Annotated in this window: 4 protein-coding genes; 2 read left to right on the top strand and 2 right to left on the bottom strand. The window is 63.0% G+C overall.

The features are described 5' to 3' along the window. Positions 1–40: 40 nt before the first annotated feature. The gene (locus ABD481_RS16180; protein WP_344666591.1) at positions 41–7,933 is read right to left on the bottom strand and encodes an RHS repeat-associated core domain-containing protein; all 7,893 of its coding nucleotides are present in this window, start codon (positions 7,931–7,933) and stop codon (positions 41–43) included. A gap of 479 nt (positions 7,934–8,412) precedes the next feature. Between ABD481_RS16180 and ABD481_RS16175 the strand changes: the two genes are divergently transcribed. Then, positions 8,413–16,221, top strand: a complete 7,809-nt coding sequence (locus ABD481_RS16175) for a LamG-like jellyroll fold domain-containing protein (protein ID WP_344666484.1) — start codon at positions 8,413–8,415, stop codon at positions 16,219–16,221. A gap of 364 nt (positions 16,222–16,585) precedes the next feature. Here the strand turns inward: ABD481_RS16175 and ABD481_RS16170 are convergent, their stop codons facing one another. After that, a complete protein-coding gene (locus tag ABD481_RS16170) occupies positions 16,586–16,756 on the bottom strand; it encodes a hypothetical protein (RefSeq protein ID WP_344666483.1) in 171 nt (56 codons plus the stop codon). 148 nt (positions 16,757–16,904) lie between these two features. Here ABD481_RS16170 and ABD481_RS16165 point away from each other — a divergent pair, with 148 nt between their 5' ends. Next, the gene (locus ABD481_RS16165; protein WP_344666482.1) at positions 16,905–19,091 is read left to right on the top strand and encodes a tetratricopeptide repeat protein; all 2,187 of its coding nucleotides are present in this window, start codon (positions 16,905–16,907) and stop codon (positions 19,089–19,091) included. The last annotated feature ends 115 nt before the right edge of the window (positions 19,092–19,206 follow it).

Genomic DNA, 19,206 nt, shown 5'->3' with positions numbered 1-19,206 from the left:
AGGCGCCCTTTCAGGGTACCAATAGCGTGCGATAATACCATTATGGCTCCTGGAACCAACCTCTAGCCGCAGGCCACCACTCGGTTTGATCATGGTCGATATACGAGTTGAACTCGTCGAAGTCGTCGGAAGATATCCGCCACTCAGTTGTTCCCTCGGGAAGTCCGTTTGTATTTTCCAAGGGGAATTCATATTGGCCGAATCGCTCCCGAAATCCTGGCTTCATAGTATACACGTGAAACCCATCATCATGCCCATTACCTGCATAATCCGCTGCACCCTCCGGCTTATTTGACAGATATGCAGTGGGATGATCTCCTTCGTGATTGGCTGCGTTCAATCCGGAACTCTCGCTGTCTTTGTTGCCCAATCCGGGAGATCGATAAAGCTTGACAGGATCATCGCAGTTGTGCACCAGCACCGGCGTGTCGCCCGCGACTACATAGTACGTGTGGAGGCCATCTATGGTCAGGTCGTACGTGACCATCGACGACGTGTAGTTGCGTACTGAAAGCACGGTCACCGTGTCGGAGCCGGCGGTCTGCAGCCGATCGCCCGGCTTGAGCTCCGAAGCATTCACGAAGCGGTGCTCTGTGACGTCGTAGTACGGATGGTTCTGGGTTCCGGTGATGACGTGGGAGCCCGATGATGTTCTGACAGTCAGGTCAGTGAAGTCAGTATCCGTTAGTGTTTTGTGGACCTGGTCAACCTTGTGCCGCTCCTCGCCCCCATCAGGCTGAGCGTTTTCGATCTCGTCACCGACCTTGACGTCCTCGATCGGCTTCGTCGCGCCATCGGCCATCAAGATCCGAGTATCGCCCTCGAAGCTGTGGCACTTAGTAGAGATTTTCTCAGCAGAATTGACAAGGCTATTCTCGGCGATATCAGCGCCTTCTTCTTTACCAAGCGGCGTCACTATCGTCACGACGTCAATTACCTTCGAGACAACGCCCATCTGCCTCTTCGTGGCAATACCGTGAACAGACATCCAGGTGTCATAGCTGTCGACCATCGAGATCGGCTTCGTGGCTACCTGGCCAGAGGGGGCGTTGGCCCCACCACTGACGATGGTCTTATCTGCAAACGACGTTGCACCTGCAGAAATAGCTTGGTTAATGGGAGTTGCCTGGAAGACAGAGTCCGCTTGCTTGGCGACCCAATGACCCGCGCCCGCAATCACGCACAAAGATCCACACCCGTCGCCGCTATGGCGGTCCGGACAAGCGCTTGGATTGCATGGATCTCGATACAGAGGCGCGTAGCTTGCGGTCGGATCGTTGTTGACAGTACGAATCAGTCCCGACGGATCCGATCCGTTGACTGGGTCGTTCCCAGAATAGGAGTATCCGCCGATTCCCTGTGGATCTGTCAAAGTAAAAACGGGGTCGATGGAAATAAAGCGACCGATACTCGGGTCGTACTTCCGCGCCCCGACATCGGCGAGCCCAGTGGAAGCATCGGTTGTTTTGCCGAGGAATGTGTGGTCGTCCGGGAAAGTGCCGAAGACGCTGGGCTGTCCATTGCCGCGGGGGTTGTTGAAGGGTGTATAGGCTCGGCGTGCGGTGATGGCTTGCGACGCCTGCGTGGGACTCGCAGCGATCGTGGTGGAGGCGGTTCCCTGGGGGTTGCCTGCCTCGTAGCTGAGGGTGGGCGTGCTGGTGCCGGTCTCGACGATGGTCGGGCCGCCCGAGACGGAGAAGTACCGTGTTCCCGTAACCGTCTGGCTGCCCGTGCGAGCCATGTGGAGTTCTGTACTGCCCAGGTACAGCGTGATGGTGGTCTGATCGCGGCGTATCAGCTGGTTGCCGTCGGCGTCGTAGACGTATTCGGCTGCGATGCCATCGGCGCTGTCGGAGTCTGATTGCAGGCGGTTTTCGGCGTCCCAGGTGAGGGTTTGGGTGCCGGCCTGGCCACTGATCGTGCGCTGCTTGGTGTTGCCCGTGGCGTCGTAGTAGTAGAGGTTACTGGTGCCGCCGGAGTGGCTGACGCTGCTCAGCGTGTGAGGCTGGTTCGTGTTGTAGGTATAGGCGTCGTTGGTGGTGATAGTGCCGCTGGCCGAGTAGTCCTTCTCACTCTTCCGGTTGCCGGTGGCCGGGTCGTATGTGAAGACCTGCCCGTACGGCTGCGGGCCACCTATCTGCCAGGTCGCGTTGTTGACGTTCTCGGTGGGGGCGGTACGAACGCAGCCGCCCAAGGCGCCAGTCTTCGGTTTTGCGCTCTCGGGAATCTGAGTGACGTCGGACTGTCCGCCGACGCCTGGTGCAGTAGTCGTGCCGAAGACAGTGTTGGTGACAGTCGTACTGATCTGCGCCGGGCTGTTTCCGGGCACTGTGTCTGACCAGGCGGCGTCAAGACGGCTCGCATAGTCGTAGTGATAGCACTGCGCATCGATAGCCAGCGAGGCAGACACGATGCCATTGACCGACCCCGCGGCCGCACCCTGGATATCGACAGCCGCAGTGACGTCGCCTGCTGCGTTATAGGTGTAGGCGGTGGTGTCGATCGGCGCGTTCCACGCCAGCTGCGAGAGTGAACTCGAGAAGACCCGTCGGGTGGGAACGTCGTAGCCGGTGTCCTGGACGACCTGATTCGGGTAGTCACCCACTACTCGGCGCATGATCTCGCCGTACTGCGTGTAGGAGGAGTCGCTGACCAGGTCGGCATAGGAGTCGGAGCTGCCGACCATGAGGCCGTTGGCGTTGTAGCCGTAACCAACCGTGTCTGGTCGGAGGTCGCCGCCGATCGGCAGATCTGTGCTGGTGAGCTGACCCAACGCGGTGTAGTGGCTGGTGGTGGTGTACTTACCAGCCAGCGCCCCGTTCGTGCCGTCGGTCGGGATCGTGACGCTCGCGCTCAGGGGATGCCCGGTCGCGTCGTAGCCGCCGACGCTCTCCTTGTACTGGTTCGCAGCGTTGGTATTGCGGATCGTTCCCGCAGCGCGACCAAGATTCGCCTTGGTGTCGGAGCCTGGGTTCGCCACCGATTGAGCTGCGGTCAGTGCCGGCGCCGTGTCATAGAGCCATTGGGCCAACGGGGTTCCGGTCGGCGTGTCGCCTGAGTACTCGGCAGTGCGACGGTTGAGCAGGTCGTAGACGTAGTTGAGCGTCTTCGCGTCTGCGGTGCCGAACGCCGTATTGGCCTTCTGCAGATTGCCGTTGACGTCGTATTTGTACGTACTGGTTCCGGCGTCCGGGTCCTGCGATGTGATCCTCTGGCCCAGGAGGTTGTATGCAGCGGTCCATGTGTTGCTGGTAGTTGTGCTTATGACCTGGTTGACCTGGGTCTGATTTCCAGCCGCGTCATATCCGTACGTAAGCGCATCAGCGTTCAGCGGGTCAAAGGTCCCGAACGGCACCCCAGCGTGGTACGTATACAGCGCTGTGGTCTGACCGTGCGAGTTGGTAACGGTGGAGGTGCGCATGCCACCAGAAGGTGGGGTGACGTCGACCCGGTCAGCTCCGACGTAGTCGGTATGGCTGCGCCACAGTTCATTGGCACTGGCAATGGAGATTTGATCGGTAGGACGGCCCAGCCCGTCGTAGTCCGTCTGGGTCTGGCGTGGGATCGCAGACTGCGCCTGGACCACCCAGTAGTTGCCCGAGGGCGACGAGGTTGAGTCGTAGTAGGGCCCCGATACAAAGTCTGATCGTCCTGAACTGTCGTACGTAGTGTCAGTGACGATCCGGCCGGCGTCGTCCGAAGTCGGCACTGTCTGCGTTTGGCGAGTCCGACCGAATGAGTCCAAGAGGGCGGTCGATACTGCATAAGTACCGTCTTCCCGCAGAGCGTCCGACTCGACAATGGATGGAGCAGCGCCACTGTTAGAACCGGAGACATGGCCGTTGACGGTGTAGGCGAACTTTGTATTCGGCTTGACCGTCGACGGCGGCGGATACGCCGTGCTGGTGGTACGGCCCGGCTGCCACACGGCAGTGGTGCGACCGAGAGCGTCGTACGTTATAGACGTTACTCGACCATTGACGTCGGTAGCCGTCAGCGGCAGGCCTCGGGTGGGGTCCAGGTGCGTACGGCTGATCCACGTCTGCGCGCCGGTCGTGGGGTCGGGACCGGTAACCGTGATGTCGGTCGGAACTTCCATCGACGGGGTGGATGCACTAGCTGGCGTGTAGGTGGTTGTGGTTTTAGTGCCAGCGGCATCGGTGGCCCACAATTGGCGTCCGTACACGTCGAAGGACGCGGTGTTGCTCATCTGGAACGGACCAGGAGCAGCCGACGTGCCGGTCTCGACCTCGGTACGGGTGACGTCTCCCTTACTGACCACGGTTGGCCAGCTCGCACCGTTGTCGTAAAAGGTTCGGGTTGCGGACAATACGGAACCGGTCGGCCCGGGACCAGGTAGCGGATCACCATATACAGGTTGCGTATACGGGCAAGGCGCCGCAGTAGTGGTGCTAGAAGCGGCATATGCCGTCATCCACGGCCTGCTTGAGTCTGGCTGAGCATAAGCGATGGACGTACAAACCTCACTCGTGCCATCGGCCACTGTCGGCGCGAGCACACGAGTAGCAACAACTCTGCCGTCTTGGAGTTTGTCGTGCCAGTACTGGGTCTCAGTCACCTGCGGAGCACCGGTAGACAGAGTGGCCCGGGTAAAGGTTCGCGCCGCCCCCAGCTGACGTGAGCGCAGATAGGGGAGAGTGGTCGGGAACCGCTGGTGCTCTGCGACCGGAGACGACTTCCACGGGACGGTGGAAGAGGTGATTACCTGGCCAGTAACTGTGTCAACCGTCTGCGTCTCGATGGCCGTGCCGGCCAGCGCGTTGTCGTCGACCGTCGAAACCCCGGAGATGTCATCGGTAAAAGCAAATGGGGTGCAGTCAGCGGCAGGCGTGATCGTAGTGCCCTGTACGCATGTCCCCGCAGTCGCAGCGGCCTTGTCCGGGTCCTGGTCCATCCCACGCAGATAGGTGGTGGTGTTCTGAGACGTAGGGTGGCCTGCCTCAGTGTTGTCTCCGATGGTGGTCGTCACCACCGCGAATCCGCGGTACTGGTCATAGGTGCGACTGGCCGGATCGGTGACGAGCTCCGAGTCGTTGGAGTGCCATGCCACGCCAGCCCCGTTGGACGCGGCTGTGTTGTAGATGGTGCTCGTGCCGCTGCCGTAGGTGAAACTGGTCGTGGTGTTGTGTGCGCCGCCGTTCCAGGCGTTGGCCTGCCAGGTGTTGTCAGTGGCCTGGATCGACGTCACCACATACTTCTGGAACCAGTCGGTGAAAGGTTGCGAGTATCCGTCGCCGGTCCAGTACTCCGGATAGCAAAGCTTGGTGTTGTGCCAGTCCGGCGCGACGGTCGGAGGCGCGATGCAGCCCAGCGGATCGTAGTTGCTCTTGCCTGACTGCGGGTTGACGGTCGGGTCGTCGTACCCGACAGTCGTCGTGGCCCCGAGCTCGTCAAAGATGGTGGCCAGCCGGTCTCGCTGATAGAGCGGCAGGTTCGGCGGAACATTGGTCCCGGTGACACCGGGGACACGCTGGTTCATCGACTTCGCGCCGAACTGCACGTCGGGCATGGACGACTGGCCGGCGACACCGTTCTGTGCCGGCGGGCACGCCCCGTTGGTCTTGACCACGGAGGCCGCACAGCGCCGAATGGCCGCGAGCCACATCGCCGAGCTGCTGTTGTGGAACTGATCGAACAGGTCCCAATGGTCCACATTCTGGTAGCTGCCGTTGACCGCGACCTGTGTCGTGATCCCGGCCAGGCGCCGCGTCGACCAGAAGGTGGGCGATGTCGTCGGGCACTGGCCGTTGGTCACACCGCCGGAGGGACAGTTCTGGTCGTAGGGAGTGTCGACAAGTTGTGCGCTCGGCACCGATGCGAGTGCCGCGTTGGCGCAACCCGACGTGCCGACCCCATAGCCACCGCCCGAACTCGACGCACTGTCATAGCCCTCATCGATCGCCGGGTCGACACAGCGATTCACCGTATTGAAGATCACCCTCGAAGCGGGCTGGTGCTGGCCGCCGGCGACGATATCCGACCATTGCCATCCGTAGTCGATCTTGTTGAGTACCGCGCCACGGGTATACGCCGTTGGCTTCAGGCTGGTGCCGCGGCCATACCAGTTCTGCTCAGATGTGTAGCTGAAGCGAGTCACGTTGCTGTGCGGATCGGCCACGAAAGCCAGGTTCCAGCGATATCCCTGCTGGCAGTTGGTCCCACTGGCTGCCGGGTCGGTGACTTTCGTCGGGTCCTGGCAGCCTGAAGCCACTGAGTCGTTGAACACTGGCTCGCGCAGTGTGGAACCAGTGCCCACGCCTGTCGTGACCGCGACGGTCGAACCTGCGGCTGCCGTCATGGCTGAGACGTCGGGAAGGGTCTCCGCGCCAAAGAAGGCCACAGCTCCATCAGGGCTACGTACACGATAGAACTCGCCAGTACGTGTGCCGTTGCCCAGCTCCCCCTGCAAGACATCAACCTGGGTGCCATCGTCAGTCGGCAGACGAAAGGACGTGTTGGTACTGTCGGTCGGCACCAATACACCGCCGTGGGACCCGAACGACAGTGAGATCGCCGGTAGCAAGTTGCCGTGGCTGTCGCGGGCGAAGCAGCTGTCGCCGGAAGTCGGGTAGGTGGTTGGTTGAGCCTTCGCGCACGGCACGTAGCTGCGCTCTATAAAGCCAGGGCTGTAGTCCCAGCCTTCGCCAATCCACGAAGGCTGAGAGTTCTCAACCGCGGTCTTGCCGTCAACGCTTCCTGAGTCGTAGCCGAGGTCGACGCTCGGTGCGCTTCCAGCCAGGCTCGCGGGCAAGGTGATCGGGTAGGAGTAGGTGAACGAACCATTATTGGCGCCTTCGCCCCACTGGTTCGACGCCGACAGCGAAGTCGCGGTGTAGTTCCCGGTCGCACCGCTCGGCGCGGTTGTCGCTGCCAACACCATCGTCGGCATCGCGCTCTGGCCCGACGAAGGTGACGGAGTCGATCCCGAAGGTGCCGACGGCGACTGCGTGGGGCTTGGCGAGGACGAAGTCACACTCTGCGTCGGCGATGGCTTTGGCTTGCCATTGGCCGCCGCAGCGTTCGCAGCAGCATCAGGTCTGGTCGCCGTCGATGTGGGTGCGGGAGTGACAGGTGCCTGGGACGGTTGGGCGGACGTGCTGAAGGACGCCGGCGGATTCGGTTCCGCTCCCGAAGCCGCCGCCGGTAGCGTCACCGTCGCGACCAGCTGCTTGGTCGTCGGATCGTTGGTGTAAGTGATCGGTGTCTGCACACGACAGGCAGCAACCTGTGGCGTGGTCAGCGCGCAGGTCGGCAACTCGACCAGCCGCATTCGGTCCGACATGTCCCCACCGAACGCCTGGTAGAACGAGGAGTAGTCGACCGCGACGTCGACCGACGCCGCCGAAGACTGCCCGTCCGCCCGCGCCAGCGACACCAGTACCCCGGCCGTGCCGGCCGCCGTTGCCGACGAGTGGTCGCTCACCGACACCGATACCGCATCCGGTGATGCCACCGTCGCGGCTGTGGTTCCACCACCATCATGGACGGTCGCCGCGCCGGCACTGGGAGTAGCACTCATTGTGGCCGGACCAATGAGGACCGGAGTTCCGGTCGCCCGTACCAACTGCGAACGCAGGTCCCGCGCCAGATCAGTGCGCGTCTTAGGCAAGGTCACCTGAGCACGCGCAGGTGAGGGGAAGTCTTTCGCTTTGAGGACCAGTTGCGGCGCGGTAGGCGGCAGAGCAATCGGTGAAGACTTCCATGGCGCGCCGGGCACCGACGCTTCCAGCGCCATCGCCTTGCCGTTGTACTTGCCTGGTTTGGGCTTCGAGTCGTGCGGAACGGCGGCGCCCTGTGTCGGGGCAGCGAGCACGGTCACAGCCACGGCGACCGTGGCCACCAGTCCGACCCACCGGCTGCGCCGGCGTGAGCGCTGGCGAGAACGCGTCGACGCATCAGCAAAGCCGAACATGGCCACCCCCATGATCCCCGCACCGGACGCGCCGACGCACCCTGTGGTCCCGATAGCAATCAGCGCGCACTGTAGTGGCGGTTCAGCAGCGGGAACCAGACCCCTGTCACAACCTCAACAACCCGGACCCGACGAATCAGAGTTCTGATAATTTTTCCGTCGACTCGAACAAACGATCTACGTGCCGCTAAACGGATCACGACGTGGCAAAACCGTTCTCGCATGTGACACATATCACACCCCCTACCTTCAGGGTGAACATCGCTTCACAGACAGTTACTTGTCGAAGGCTGACTCCGCCGTCTATGTTTCGATCGCCCGTTCGACTCGTGATCACAGCGGTACGGACCGCGATCGCAACCACACAGGGGATCAGAACTATGCCGACGGCGACGCCCCCATCCCTTCCGAGCAAGCGACTCAGGAATCGACGACAGAGACCATGGGTCCGGACGGCGACGTGGTTGGGGACCGCGTCGTTGATCGTCGCGACGATGCCCGGCTTGGCGCGTGCGGACAGCAACAAGCCGCCGGAACCGCCTGGGCAGGCCAAAAAGCATCACAATCCCGGCGTCACCATCCCCGACCTGGTGCCGCGGCCGACCCTGGACAAGAAACTGCCGCCCGGCACGAATACCGGCCCCACCGATCTCTCCCCGGATCCATCGAAGACTGATTCACAGAACGCGGCGAAAGCCGCCACCGGCGGTGATTCCAAGGGTGCTGACGAGAGCTCGGTTGCCAAGCATCGTGCGGCAGAAGCCACCGGAATCGCAGCGGCGAAGAAGGCGGGGAAACCCACCGCGGTACCGGACCTGACCACCGAGAGCTCGACCACCGTGGCCAATCCGGACGGCTCTCTCACGGCAACGATCGCTCCCGGACCCGTCCGCACCGCCATCAATGGCACCTGGCAGCCCATCGACACCACGCTGACCAAATCCTCGGACGGCAGCCTGAAGCCGAAGGCCGCCACCGCTCAGATCATGCTGTCCAATGGCGGCGACGGTCCGCTGGCCAGCGTCGCGCTGGGGGGAAAAAAGACCACTGTCACCTGGCCGCTCGGCCCGCTGCCCACACCGCAGGTCGACGGCGGGAACGCCACCTATCCGCAGGTACTGCCCGGGGTCGACCTGCGGGTCACCGCCACCGCCGACGGGATCCGTGAGGTCCTGGTCGTCTCCGACGCCAAGGCCGCGGCCAACCCGGCGCTGCGGACACTGCGTTTCGGAATAACCGGCGACGGATTGACGATCAAGGCCACCGACGGCGGTGGCTTGAGCGCCGTGGACGAGCAGGGCCGCCAAGTGTTCACCGGCCCGGTCCCGCAAATGTGGGACTCCAGCGGTACCGACCAGGACGTCGCCGGCAGTTCCGCGATCGCCGCGGTGGGTAGCGGCGCCCTCAGTGCGGCCGACGGGCCACGACGTGGCGCCAAGAGCGCGGTCATGCCGCTGAAAATCGCCGGCGGCGATGCGTCGTTGGTCCCGGATCAAAGTCTGCTCACCGACCCCGGGACAAAATATCCCGTGTTCATAGATCCGACTATCAACGGCGCCAACTACCAATGCGTTCAGATTTACAAGGGTAACCCTTCGCTGTCGGCGAACTGTGATTCCTACATGCGCGCCGGATACGACCCGGTAGCCGGGTCCGTGGGCGCAGTCCGCTCGCTGTTCTCTTTCGACGTAGTCAATCCACTGACAACGAACAACCCATATAATTCCATTCCAGGTAGTACCGTCACTAATGACCCATCGGCAAACTATGACAACATTACGAGCGCCACGCTCAAGCTGAGCGTGCACAGCGCACCGAGCTGTGGCTTCAATGGTTTTCGTATCTACCGGACCGGCCCCATCGGCGGACCGGTGACGTGGGCCAATGCCGTCACTGACAACACGAACGGGATATGGGGGCAGATGGCAATTCTGCTCAATCCCAATAGCGCAATCTCCGCCAGCAGCTGTGCTGACGGCGCGACCTTGAGCATCGACGACACCGCACAGGTCCAGTCCATCTTCGCAAACCAATATGATTCCCCCAATCCTTCGCCCTACGCAACGCTCGGGGTCCGGCTGGATCAAGAGAACAACACTTCCGCCACCTATTGGTCCTTCTACAGCCAGACGGCCGCCCTTACCATTACCTACCGTTCAACACCGTATGTTGCCTACGATGCGACCCACTCGATCTCCACGACCCCGCCGATCGTCTTCAACGGCCCAGTATCCGGCACGCCAAACTGTCGAAATGAGCTCAACAACGCAGCGGGCGTCCAGTCGCTGCCCGAGTACGGCGGCCCGCCGTCGACCATCGGTTACATCAGCAAGAACTTCGGCAATCAGATCACGCTGCACGCCGACATCGGAAACGTCGACCCTGTTACCGTCAATGGACAGTTTCAGTTCGCCGACGTCACCAACGTGCAGCCTCAGGAAGGGATCAACTTCGGCCAAGTCATTCCTGCGTCGGGATTCTATCAAGTCAACGCTGGCGGCCCGGCTGGCACCACCGACCCGGGAAGCATTGTCCTCGGATCGATGACCTCGACTCCCATCACTCAGAACAACACTCTCTATCCATTGATCGACGGTCATACATATCGCTATAGCACCTATGTCTTCGATCCCGCCATCGGTGACGCCTTCACCGAGGAAACTGAAGCCTGCTATTTCAAAGTTGCGTTTAAGGCTCCCAAGGCCCCGTCCGAGACAGACCCCGGCGACTTCCCAGGGCTCGGCTACAGCTCAAAGAGCGGCATGTCCGCGACCAAAGCCGGTGCCGGCATTACTTTCAACGTCGACACTGACGGCGTGAACATCGATCACTTCGAGTACGTCATCAACGACGACCCGTCGACGATCCCCTCCACGCAGTCTGGCTACTCCTGCACCCGCACCAACACTCGCGGCTGCCTTTCCGCCGCACCTACCAGCTCAGGAAACGTAGGAGTCGGCGCCACGGCCACGGTTCCGATTCCAGCGGGTGTGACAACGATGGGCACGAACACCGTGTGGATCCGGGCAGTGGACCTTGCCGGAAATGTCTCCCCAGTAGGGGTCTACCAGTTCTACCTTCCGGGTACTACCGGCGCCGTTGCTGCTCTCGGCGACATCACCGGAGACGGGGTCCCGGACGTACTGTCAGTCGAGCCAGACACAAACAACAACGCCCGGCTGCTGACCTTCCCGGGCAACACCGACCCGAACCTGCTGGGCAGCAACGTCCACAACGCTGTCGAAGCCGCTCCGGCCACTGCCGCGCCGGACGGCGCATCCTGGGCCAATACCCTCGTCACTCACCGCGGCGCATTGCGCGGTATCGCAGTGGACGATATGTTCGCCTACTCAAAAACAAATCAGAGTCTGTACTACTACCTCAACAGCAATGTCTTCGGCGGCACGGTCAACACCGACATGTATGCCCTGAACCACAAAGTATTGGTCACCCGTCCGCCGTGTACCCCATCAACAGCCAACAGGTACTGTGCCGGCGGTGCCTACTCGCCGGACTGGTCGCACGTAACCCAGATTCTGGCCTTCGGTAATGTCGCTGGGAACAAGCCCGGCAACTTCGCTGGACGCACCAACCTCATTACGGTCGAAGACGACGGCAACCACGGTGGCAGCGTTTGGATGTTCTCTGCCGGCTCCGGCCTGGGTCAGCTCACCAACCCAGTACTGCTGTCCACTGACAACAGCAAATTCAACTGGCTCGACACCGACCTGATCACGCCCGGCGTCAATCCCGGAGGGTCCTTGCCCAACTTGTGGGCCCGGGACCGCACTACTGGCAACCTGTGGCAGATCACCAACACGTACGACCGCAATGGCGTCGAAGACCCCACCAGCCTGGGCAACATGGCCAACGCCGCCACCATCGGCGCCCAGGGCGGGTACGGCAAAGACACCCTGATCGCCGCCGGCAACCCCAGTTCGGCCGGAAGCGTCGCCCAAACGGGATACCCCGCGCTGTGGGACATCGAGTCCAACGGCACACTCAGGATGCTGCCAGGCTCCGCGAACGGCCCGATCACCCCGATCAACAACTCCTGGCCGTCGACCCGCAACTCCTGGACCAACGTCAACAACATCAGCTCGGTCGACGGCAGCCCGGTCACGACACCAGCTGGATCGATAGCGCTTGGCGAGGGCCAGACCAGCGGCAATCCGCAACTGTGCATTGACCTGCAGGACCCCGCCGCCAACGCGAAGACCATCGTGTGGAACTACACCTGCAACGGGCAGGTCACCCAGAGCTGGGTCATCAACAGCGACGGCACCATCCAGTACGCCGCCGACCGCGGCAAGTGTCTGGAAATAGCCCTGGACGTGCCCGGCTACAGGGTGCTGACCCCAGACCAAACCGCCGACGGCAACTACGGCGCCAACGCCGGCACTATGAACCACGCTCCCGTCCAGCTCAACGCCTGTACCCTCGTGAACGGGCTGCCAGCCGCAAATCAGCAATGGGTGCTCCGCCCTTCAGCCGGTGCGGCAAGCAACGGCCTGCACGGTTGGTACAACATCTACAACCCCAACTCCGCCCGTTGCCTGGCCAACGGCGGGGACACCACCAACACTCAGCAGCAGTTGTGGATCTACGACTGCAATGACGGTCAGGCACAGCAGTTCAAAGCTCCCGCCGCGGCCGGGACCTGGATGTACGTCAGTGCCGGAACCATAGCTCCCTGGGGTACCCACGCCACCGCGCCGACCAGTGTCAACGGCGACACTTACACCTTGAACGGCACCATCGGCTCCAGCTACGGACTGAACTGGTATGTCCCCTACGAGGGCGACTTCTACATCATGTCCGCCATCAATACCGGACCTGGTAACGGCACCATGCAGGTCAGCGTCGATGGCAGCCAATCGCTACCGTTCACTGTGGACGGCTACGCACCACAAGCAGGAACCGCCCAGGCCTACTACGGCGCCCGACACCTGACCGTCGGCAACCACAGCTTCGTATTCACCGTCAGTGGCAAGAACAGCGCGGCCTCCGGCTATCAACTGGCATTGAACAACCTGATCATCGGGCCTTCGCACGGAGTGGGACCGGCCAGCAGCCTGCAGATCACCGGCCCGGCGAATCCACAGCTGATCGTTCCCGCCACCGTCGGGTTCGACGCGACCAAGTCCTACCCGGGTCTGGCCCAGATCTCCAGCTACACCTTCGACTTCGGAGACGGCACGCCCGTATCGACCGGCACTACCGCCACAGCAAGCCACACCTACACCTCCGGCGGTGACTACACGGCGAAGGTCACCGTCACCGACACCGCGGGAGGAACCGCGACCAGTACACAGGTCCTCACCATCACACCAGCCACACCTGGGACGTTGGCCAGCAGCGACGGCACCACCACAACCCCGTGCGCAACATCAGCGGCCACCGCACCGACTTCAGCCTCACTGACTCCTACTCTGAGCGCCACTGTCGCGACTGGCCTGTCGGCACAGTTCGAAATCCGCGACCTCACCGACCCGTCGACCGGCCCACCGATCGCTATCGGCGACGCCAACTCCACAGGTTCAACGGGGCCGACATCGGCCCTTACCACTCCAGCTCTCACCAACGGCCACGAATACGCCTTCGCAGCGCGTACCACTGACGGCGCGGGCATCGTCTCCCCAGTCTCGGCCACCTGCTACCTCTGGGCGATCATCAGCGGGGCCAAAGCAACACCCACAGGCGCAGTAAGCCTGCCTCTGGACAACACCTCGTACCCGGCCGGCTCCCCACAGACCTGGACGGGGCCAAAGAGCACCCTCAAGTGGGTCAACGGAAACCTCGCTCTGTACCGCAACGGTGACAATACCCTGCTGTGGGGAGCGGTCAGCGGGACCTCCAACAACGTGCTTGTCCTTCAGAACGACGGCAACGTCGCCATCTACGGCGCCCCGCCATCCGTCACCAGCACCGGTACGGTCAATGGAAACCCGCTGTGGTCGACAAACGTCGCAGGGCAGGGAGTCAACGCACTTCTGCTCGCCGCCGACGGCAGCCTGAGTCTCCGCAGCGGCACCACACCGTTGTGGACTGCGCCTCAGCCCCACGACTGGACGCTCAACGACGGCCAGGGCACCGCTGCGAGCGATCGCAGTCTCGACAATCCGCTACCGGCCACCGTTTCGGGCGGCGCCAGCCTCGCTTCGAGCGGCTACGCACTGCTCGATGGCTCAACCGGATATCTCGCCACAGCGGCCGCGGCAATCGACACCACCAAATCGTTCACCGTCTCGGCGTGGGTCTACATCAACTCTCTGGCCAACTACCAGACCTTCGTCACCCAACAGGGCAGCCAATCCGGAGGCTTCCACCTCGAGTTCCAGAACAATGGTGCTTCGGGCAATGTATGGTCCTTCGGGCGCGCCACCACCGATGCGGCCAACGCCGGCTTCGTACGGGCGAACTCCTCTGCCGGATCGCCAAAAACGGACACCTGGACTCACCTCATCGCAAGCTGGGACGCGGCGACCGGCGCCATGACGCTCTATGTGAACGGGCAAGTGGTCGGCACCGCGACCGACACCACACCGATCGCCTCGACGGGCCCCCTGGTCATCGGACGCGGCTTCTACAACGGCGCAGCCAACAACTACGTCGGCGGCGGCATCGCTGACGTACGCGCCTACCAGCAATCCTTCAGCGCGGGACTGGCAAACGAGCTGTACCAGAAGACCGGATTCACTCCGCCCACCAGCCTCACTTTCCCCCTGTCCACTCCGACCGCGCTCACCAGCTCCGACGGCGCGCCAGTGGCCTGCAACACCGACCCGGCGCACCCGGCGGTCAGCACCACGCTGACTCCCAGCCTGGGGGCCACTCTGGCCAACGCCGCGTGGCGCGCCGACTTCGAGATGCGGGACGTCACCGACCCCTCCGCGGCCACCCCGCTTTACTACCGGGGGGCGAACTCCACCACCTCCGCAGGAACAGCGGTCAGCTTGGCCACACCGCAGTTGACCAACGGTCACGAATACGCCTTCGCAGCCCGCTCCGACAGCACCACCGGCGCCAAGTCGGCAACCACAGCCTCCTGCTATCTGCGGATCGCAGCCGGCGGCCAGACCGCCACACCGGCCACCGGGGCAGTCGGGACTTTCCTGGACGGCGCCGTGTACCCGGCCTCCGCCGGGCCGATCACCTGGTCCGGGCCGCAGTCCACGTTGACCTGGCAGACCGACGGCAACCTGGTCCTGAAGAAGAACGGCCAGGCCGTCTGGGCCTCCGACACCGCCGGCAACCCCGGCGCAACGCTGGCCCTTCAGCAGGACGGCAACCTGGTCATCCGAGCGGGCATGCCGCTGATGGACGCCACCGGGACACTGTTCGGCAGCTCCATCTGGAGTACCGGCACCACCAGCAAGAACGCCTTCACCCTGGTGGTACAGACCGACGGCAGTGTCACTCTCAACGGCGGCAGCGGGCCGCTGTACAACCTCATGGACGCTCCCGGCTCGATCAGCGGGACCATGGCCGACTTCAACCACGACGGCAAAATCGACCTGGTCGCGGTCGACCCGAACGACGTTCTGTACCTGTACCCCGGCACTGGCGGGACCGGCACCAACACGTTCGGCACCCGTGTTCAGATCGGGTCTGGGTTCAGCACCACCCTGACCCAGGACGACCTGCTCGTCGGCGACGTCAACGGCGACACCTACCCCGACCTCGTCGTCGTCAATAGCGGCACCGGAGATCTGGTGATGTTCCCCGGCACCAACGGAACCGGCGCCAACACCTTCGGCCCGTCGGTCCTACTGGGCGTCGGCTGGGGATCCAACTGGCGCCACCTAATGCTCGGCGACGTCAACGGCGACGGCAAGGCGGACCTTCTCGGGTTTGCCAGCGACGGCGGCCTGTACGCCTACCCGAGCACCGGCGGCACGGGCACCGGGACATTTGGATCGTCCGTCCTGGTGGGATCGGGCTGGTCCACCTCGTGGACTCACATGATGCTCGGCGACATCACCCGGGACGGCAAAGCCGATCTCCTGGCCGTCGACAGCACGACCGGCAACTTGTATCTCTACCCAAGCACTGGAGGAATCGGCACGATCGCGTTCGGCGCCTCAAGCCAAGTCGGCAGCGCCTGGGCCGGCATGACCCAGCTGAACCTCGGCGATGTCACCGGCGACCAGCGCCTCGACATCGTCGCGGTCGCAGCCGACGGCAACATGTACGCCTACCCCGGCACCGGCGGATCGGGTTTGGGCACATTCGGCAACGCGATCCTGATCGGCAGCGGATGGTCGAATATGCGCTCAGGCTTCTGATATAGACGCTACGTGGCTGGGCAGCGGCCTTGAGAAGGTCGCTGCCCAGCCACTGTTTGCAGCGGCCTGGATCGGACTGGGTACGGCGGCTAGAAGTGGACCTGAGCCAATAGAGCCAATAGAGCCAATGGACCTTCTGCCTGATGACGGTCTCAACTGCCGCAGCTCGTCAGCGCACATGGCGGGGCACCGCGTCCTTGGCCAGCCGATGAACCCCGTTGTTGGGCCTCCAGCCCGCGCCACGGCTCCGGCTGCCCTCGGGCCTTGTCCCGGCCACCATGGACAACTCGGCTCTGATTGGACTGCCCGTCAAGAACGGCCGGAAAGGGTCTATATGAGCCGAGGCCAGCTAAACACCCTCACCTCACCTCAGGATGGATGGCAATGTGGACAACACACCCCACGCGCCACCCCCTCCCGCCAGCAGCGCCGTCGGCCACGTGCTGCCGGCGGCCAGGGCCAGACTCGTCAACAGCGCCGCGACGATCAGCATCGCGACGAGGACGAATACGATCCTCTCATCAAAGATCTTCAAGGTAATCCTTCCCATTCGGCTTGCGGAAGCGTCCACCGCAGTGAAGACAAATGTGCCGCGACACCGACGGGAGGTGGCCCGATCCCGAACGATGTCGAACGATTCCAGACGCCGCATTGATCACAGAACCCTGATGTATGGTGCCTGCATGCGCGACGCTACGGATGGTGATCGTCAAGACGGCGAGTGGTCGGTGGCCTGGCTCTCGAGTGAGCTGCGTGAGCTCCGACGGCAAGCCGGACACCCGTCGCTGAGCGATATCAACAAGCTCACCAAGCACGGGCCCGCCAGAGCGACCATCAGTGAGTTGCTCGCCGGCCAGCGCAAATGGGCGCCGCCCTGGGAGACGCTCTCCAATGTCGTCCAGGCCCTAATAGCCCACGCCCGAGATAAAAACCTGGGCTTGGATCCCCGCCTGGCGAACTTGGAGGAGTGGAGAAGACTGCACGGACTCGTCGTGCGGGACATCGAGCGCAGCAAGCGCAACGCCAACAAAGCGCGACTGGAGCTGATCGAGCAGTTCTCCGTCCTGCCCCCCGGCCAGATGCGGCGGCCGCCGTTCCACACCCTCGACGATCTAGTCACCAGCTGGGAAGGCAGACCCCGACCCGCGCGCAGCGGCTATTTGCCGCGCGCGGACTTCGACGAGGAGATGTGGGCGGCGCTCGCCTCGCAAACTGCTCCGTACCCGTTCATCCTCGTGTACGGCGACGATGGCGTCGGCAAGTCAACCTCCGCATGGACCGCTGTCACCAGTGCACTCCGTCCTGAGACGAAGGTCCTCATACCGCGCGACAGCGCCGCAGTCGCCAACCTCGCCGATTCGGGCAGCGCGCTCGTCCCGGCGGCCGGGCCCAGCCTGATCTGGATGGACAGCTTGAGCGCGGCGGCCCTGGACCACCTTGCCCACGAGAAACTGGACGTTCTGACCGGGCATGCCGCCATCGTGGCAACTATCTCAGCAGCCGAGTGCGCCACGATCCTCAGCTCCCGAACCAACCGGATGTCGACCGCAAGAGCCGCGCTCAAGCGCGCGCATCTCATCCACCTGCCGCGTGACCCCGAGCTGGCCGAGCAGATCTGGGACGTGAGCGGTGGCGAGGTGGTGCCGGCCGAGGTGCACGGCCATCCGCAGCTGGCGTGGCTCCGGCTGAATACGGCCCAGGACTTGCCAGGAGTGGCTGTGGTGCGCAGCATCGTCGACGCCCGACGTGTCGGCGTGATCCGGCCACTGCTGGAGGATGAACTGAAGCAGCTCTTTCCCATTCACTTCGCGGAGATCCACGATCTTCCCGTTTCAGACGACCTCTTCGCGACGGGAATGGAGTGGGCGCGGAATCCTGGCCACGACGTTCCGCCGATGGTGGTCATGAGGCGCCATCGAAGCGGACCGTCATGGACTATTTCGGACCAGCTGAGCGAGGATCGCGCGACCTGGAGGATTCCCGACGCTCTGTGGCCCGCGCTCATCACGATGCTCGATCCCCATGAGTGCCTCAATCTCGCGCTCGCAGCCGAGACACAAGGGAAGCTTCTCCACGCGACGAAGGCGGCGGCCAAGGCGGCGACATCGTCGGAGCAGGCCACACTGGCGAACCTTCTGCTCGGACGCCTGCATCAGAAGCTGGGCAACGCATCCGCCGCCAAGAGTGCGCTGGTCGCCGTCATCGATATCGGACCATCCGATGAGGCCTGCGCAGCGGCCGACCTGCTGGGGCGAATGTTCCACAACGAAGGAGACTTCGACCACGCAATCGAATACTGGACGCTCGCGACCCAATGGCCGGGCGACGCGCATGCGCTCATGTCCTGGTTCGAACTAGGCCGCCTTCACGCCATGCTCGGCAACTGGGAAGAAGCTATCGACGCACTCAGCCGCGACTTCTCGGATGGTCCTCTGCCGGATTTGGCGCTGCGAGCAGAAACGCTACTCGCTTTTGCCCGCGGGTCGATCGACGATCTCGAACGCGTCCTCGAAGCCTGGGAATGCGTGAGCGGTGAGCATGGCGGCCACGTCGCAGCATCAGCGCTTCGCGAGTACCTCCTGCACGCTCGACACAGCACAGAACAGGCGCACCGATCCCCATCGCCCGATCCCACCGATATCGAAATGGTCCTTGCCGCTGCCCGAAGACTTCGCGACCTGGGGAAACGACACGAAGCCTTGGAAGAGTTCCGCAGGACAGCCGCCTCTGCGCACTCGGGTCTTCGGGCAGCGGCACTCTACGAGGCCGGATCGACCGCGGAGGACCTAGGACTCCTTGACGAGGCCCGGAAGGCGTTCGATGCGAGCATCTCCTGCGCGCAACCTGGTTACTCAGGGCTAGTGAGCTGAGTTGATGTTTGGCCGTCGCCACGTGAGTCGCGATTTGAAGCAGGGGTCGTGGCTCGGTGGTGGCGGTTTTCGTTGAGTCGTGACGGGGTCCTGATTCTGCGCTGTGCTGCGGGTA

Source organism: Catenulispora yoronensis (assembly GCF_039531695.1).
Taxonomy (GTDB): domain Bacteria; phylum Actinomycetota; class Actinomycetes; order Streptomycetales; family Catenulisporaceae; genus Catenulispora; species Catenulispora yoronensis.
This window is presented reverse-complemented; position numbering and strand designations above follow the sequence as displayed.

What these genes read in the sequence shown, in the direction of transcription:
- ABD481_RS16180 (WP_344666591.1), bottom strand. Translation starts at nt 7,933, where the DNA reads ATGTTCGGCTTTGCTGATGCGTCGACGCGTTCTCGCCAGCGCTCACGC.
- ABD481_RS16165 (WP_344666482.1), top strand. Translation starts at nt 16,905, where the DNA reads ATGCGCGACGCTACGGATGGTGATCGTCAAGACGGCGAGTGGTCGGTG.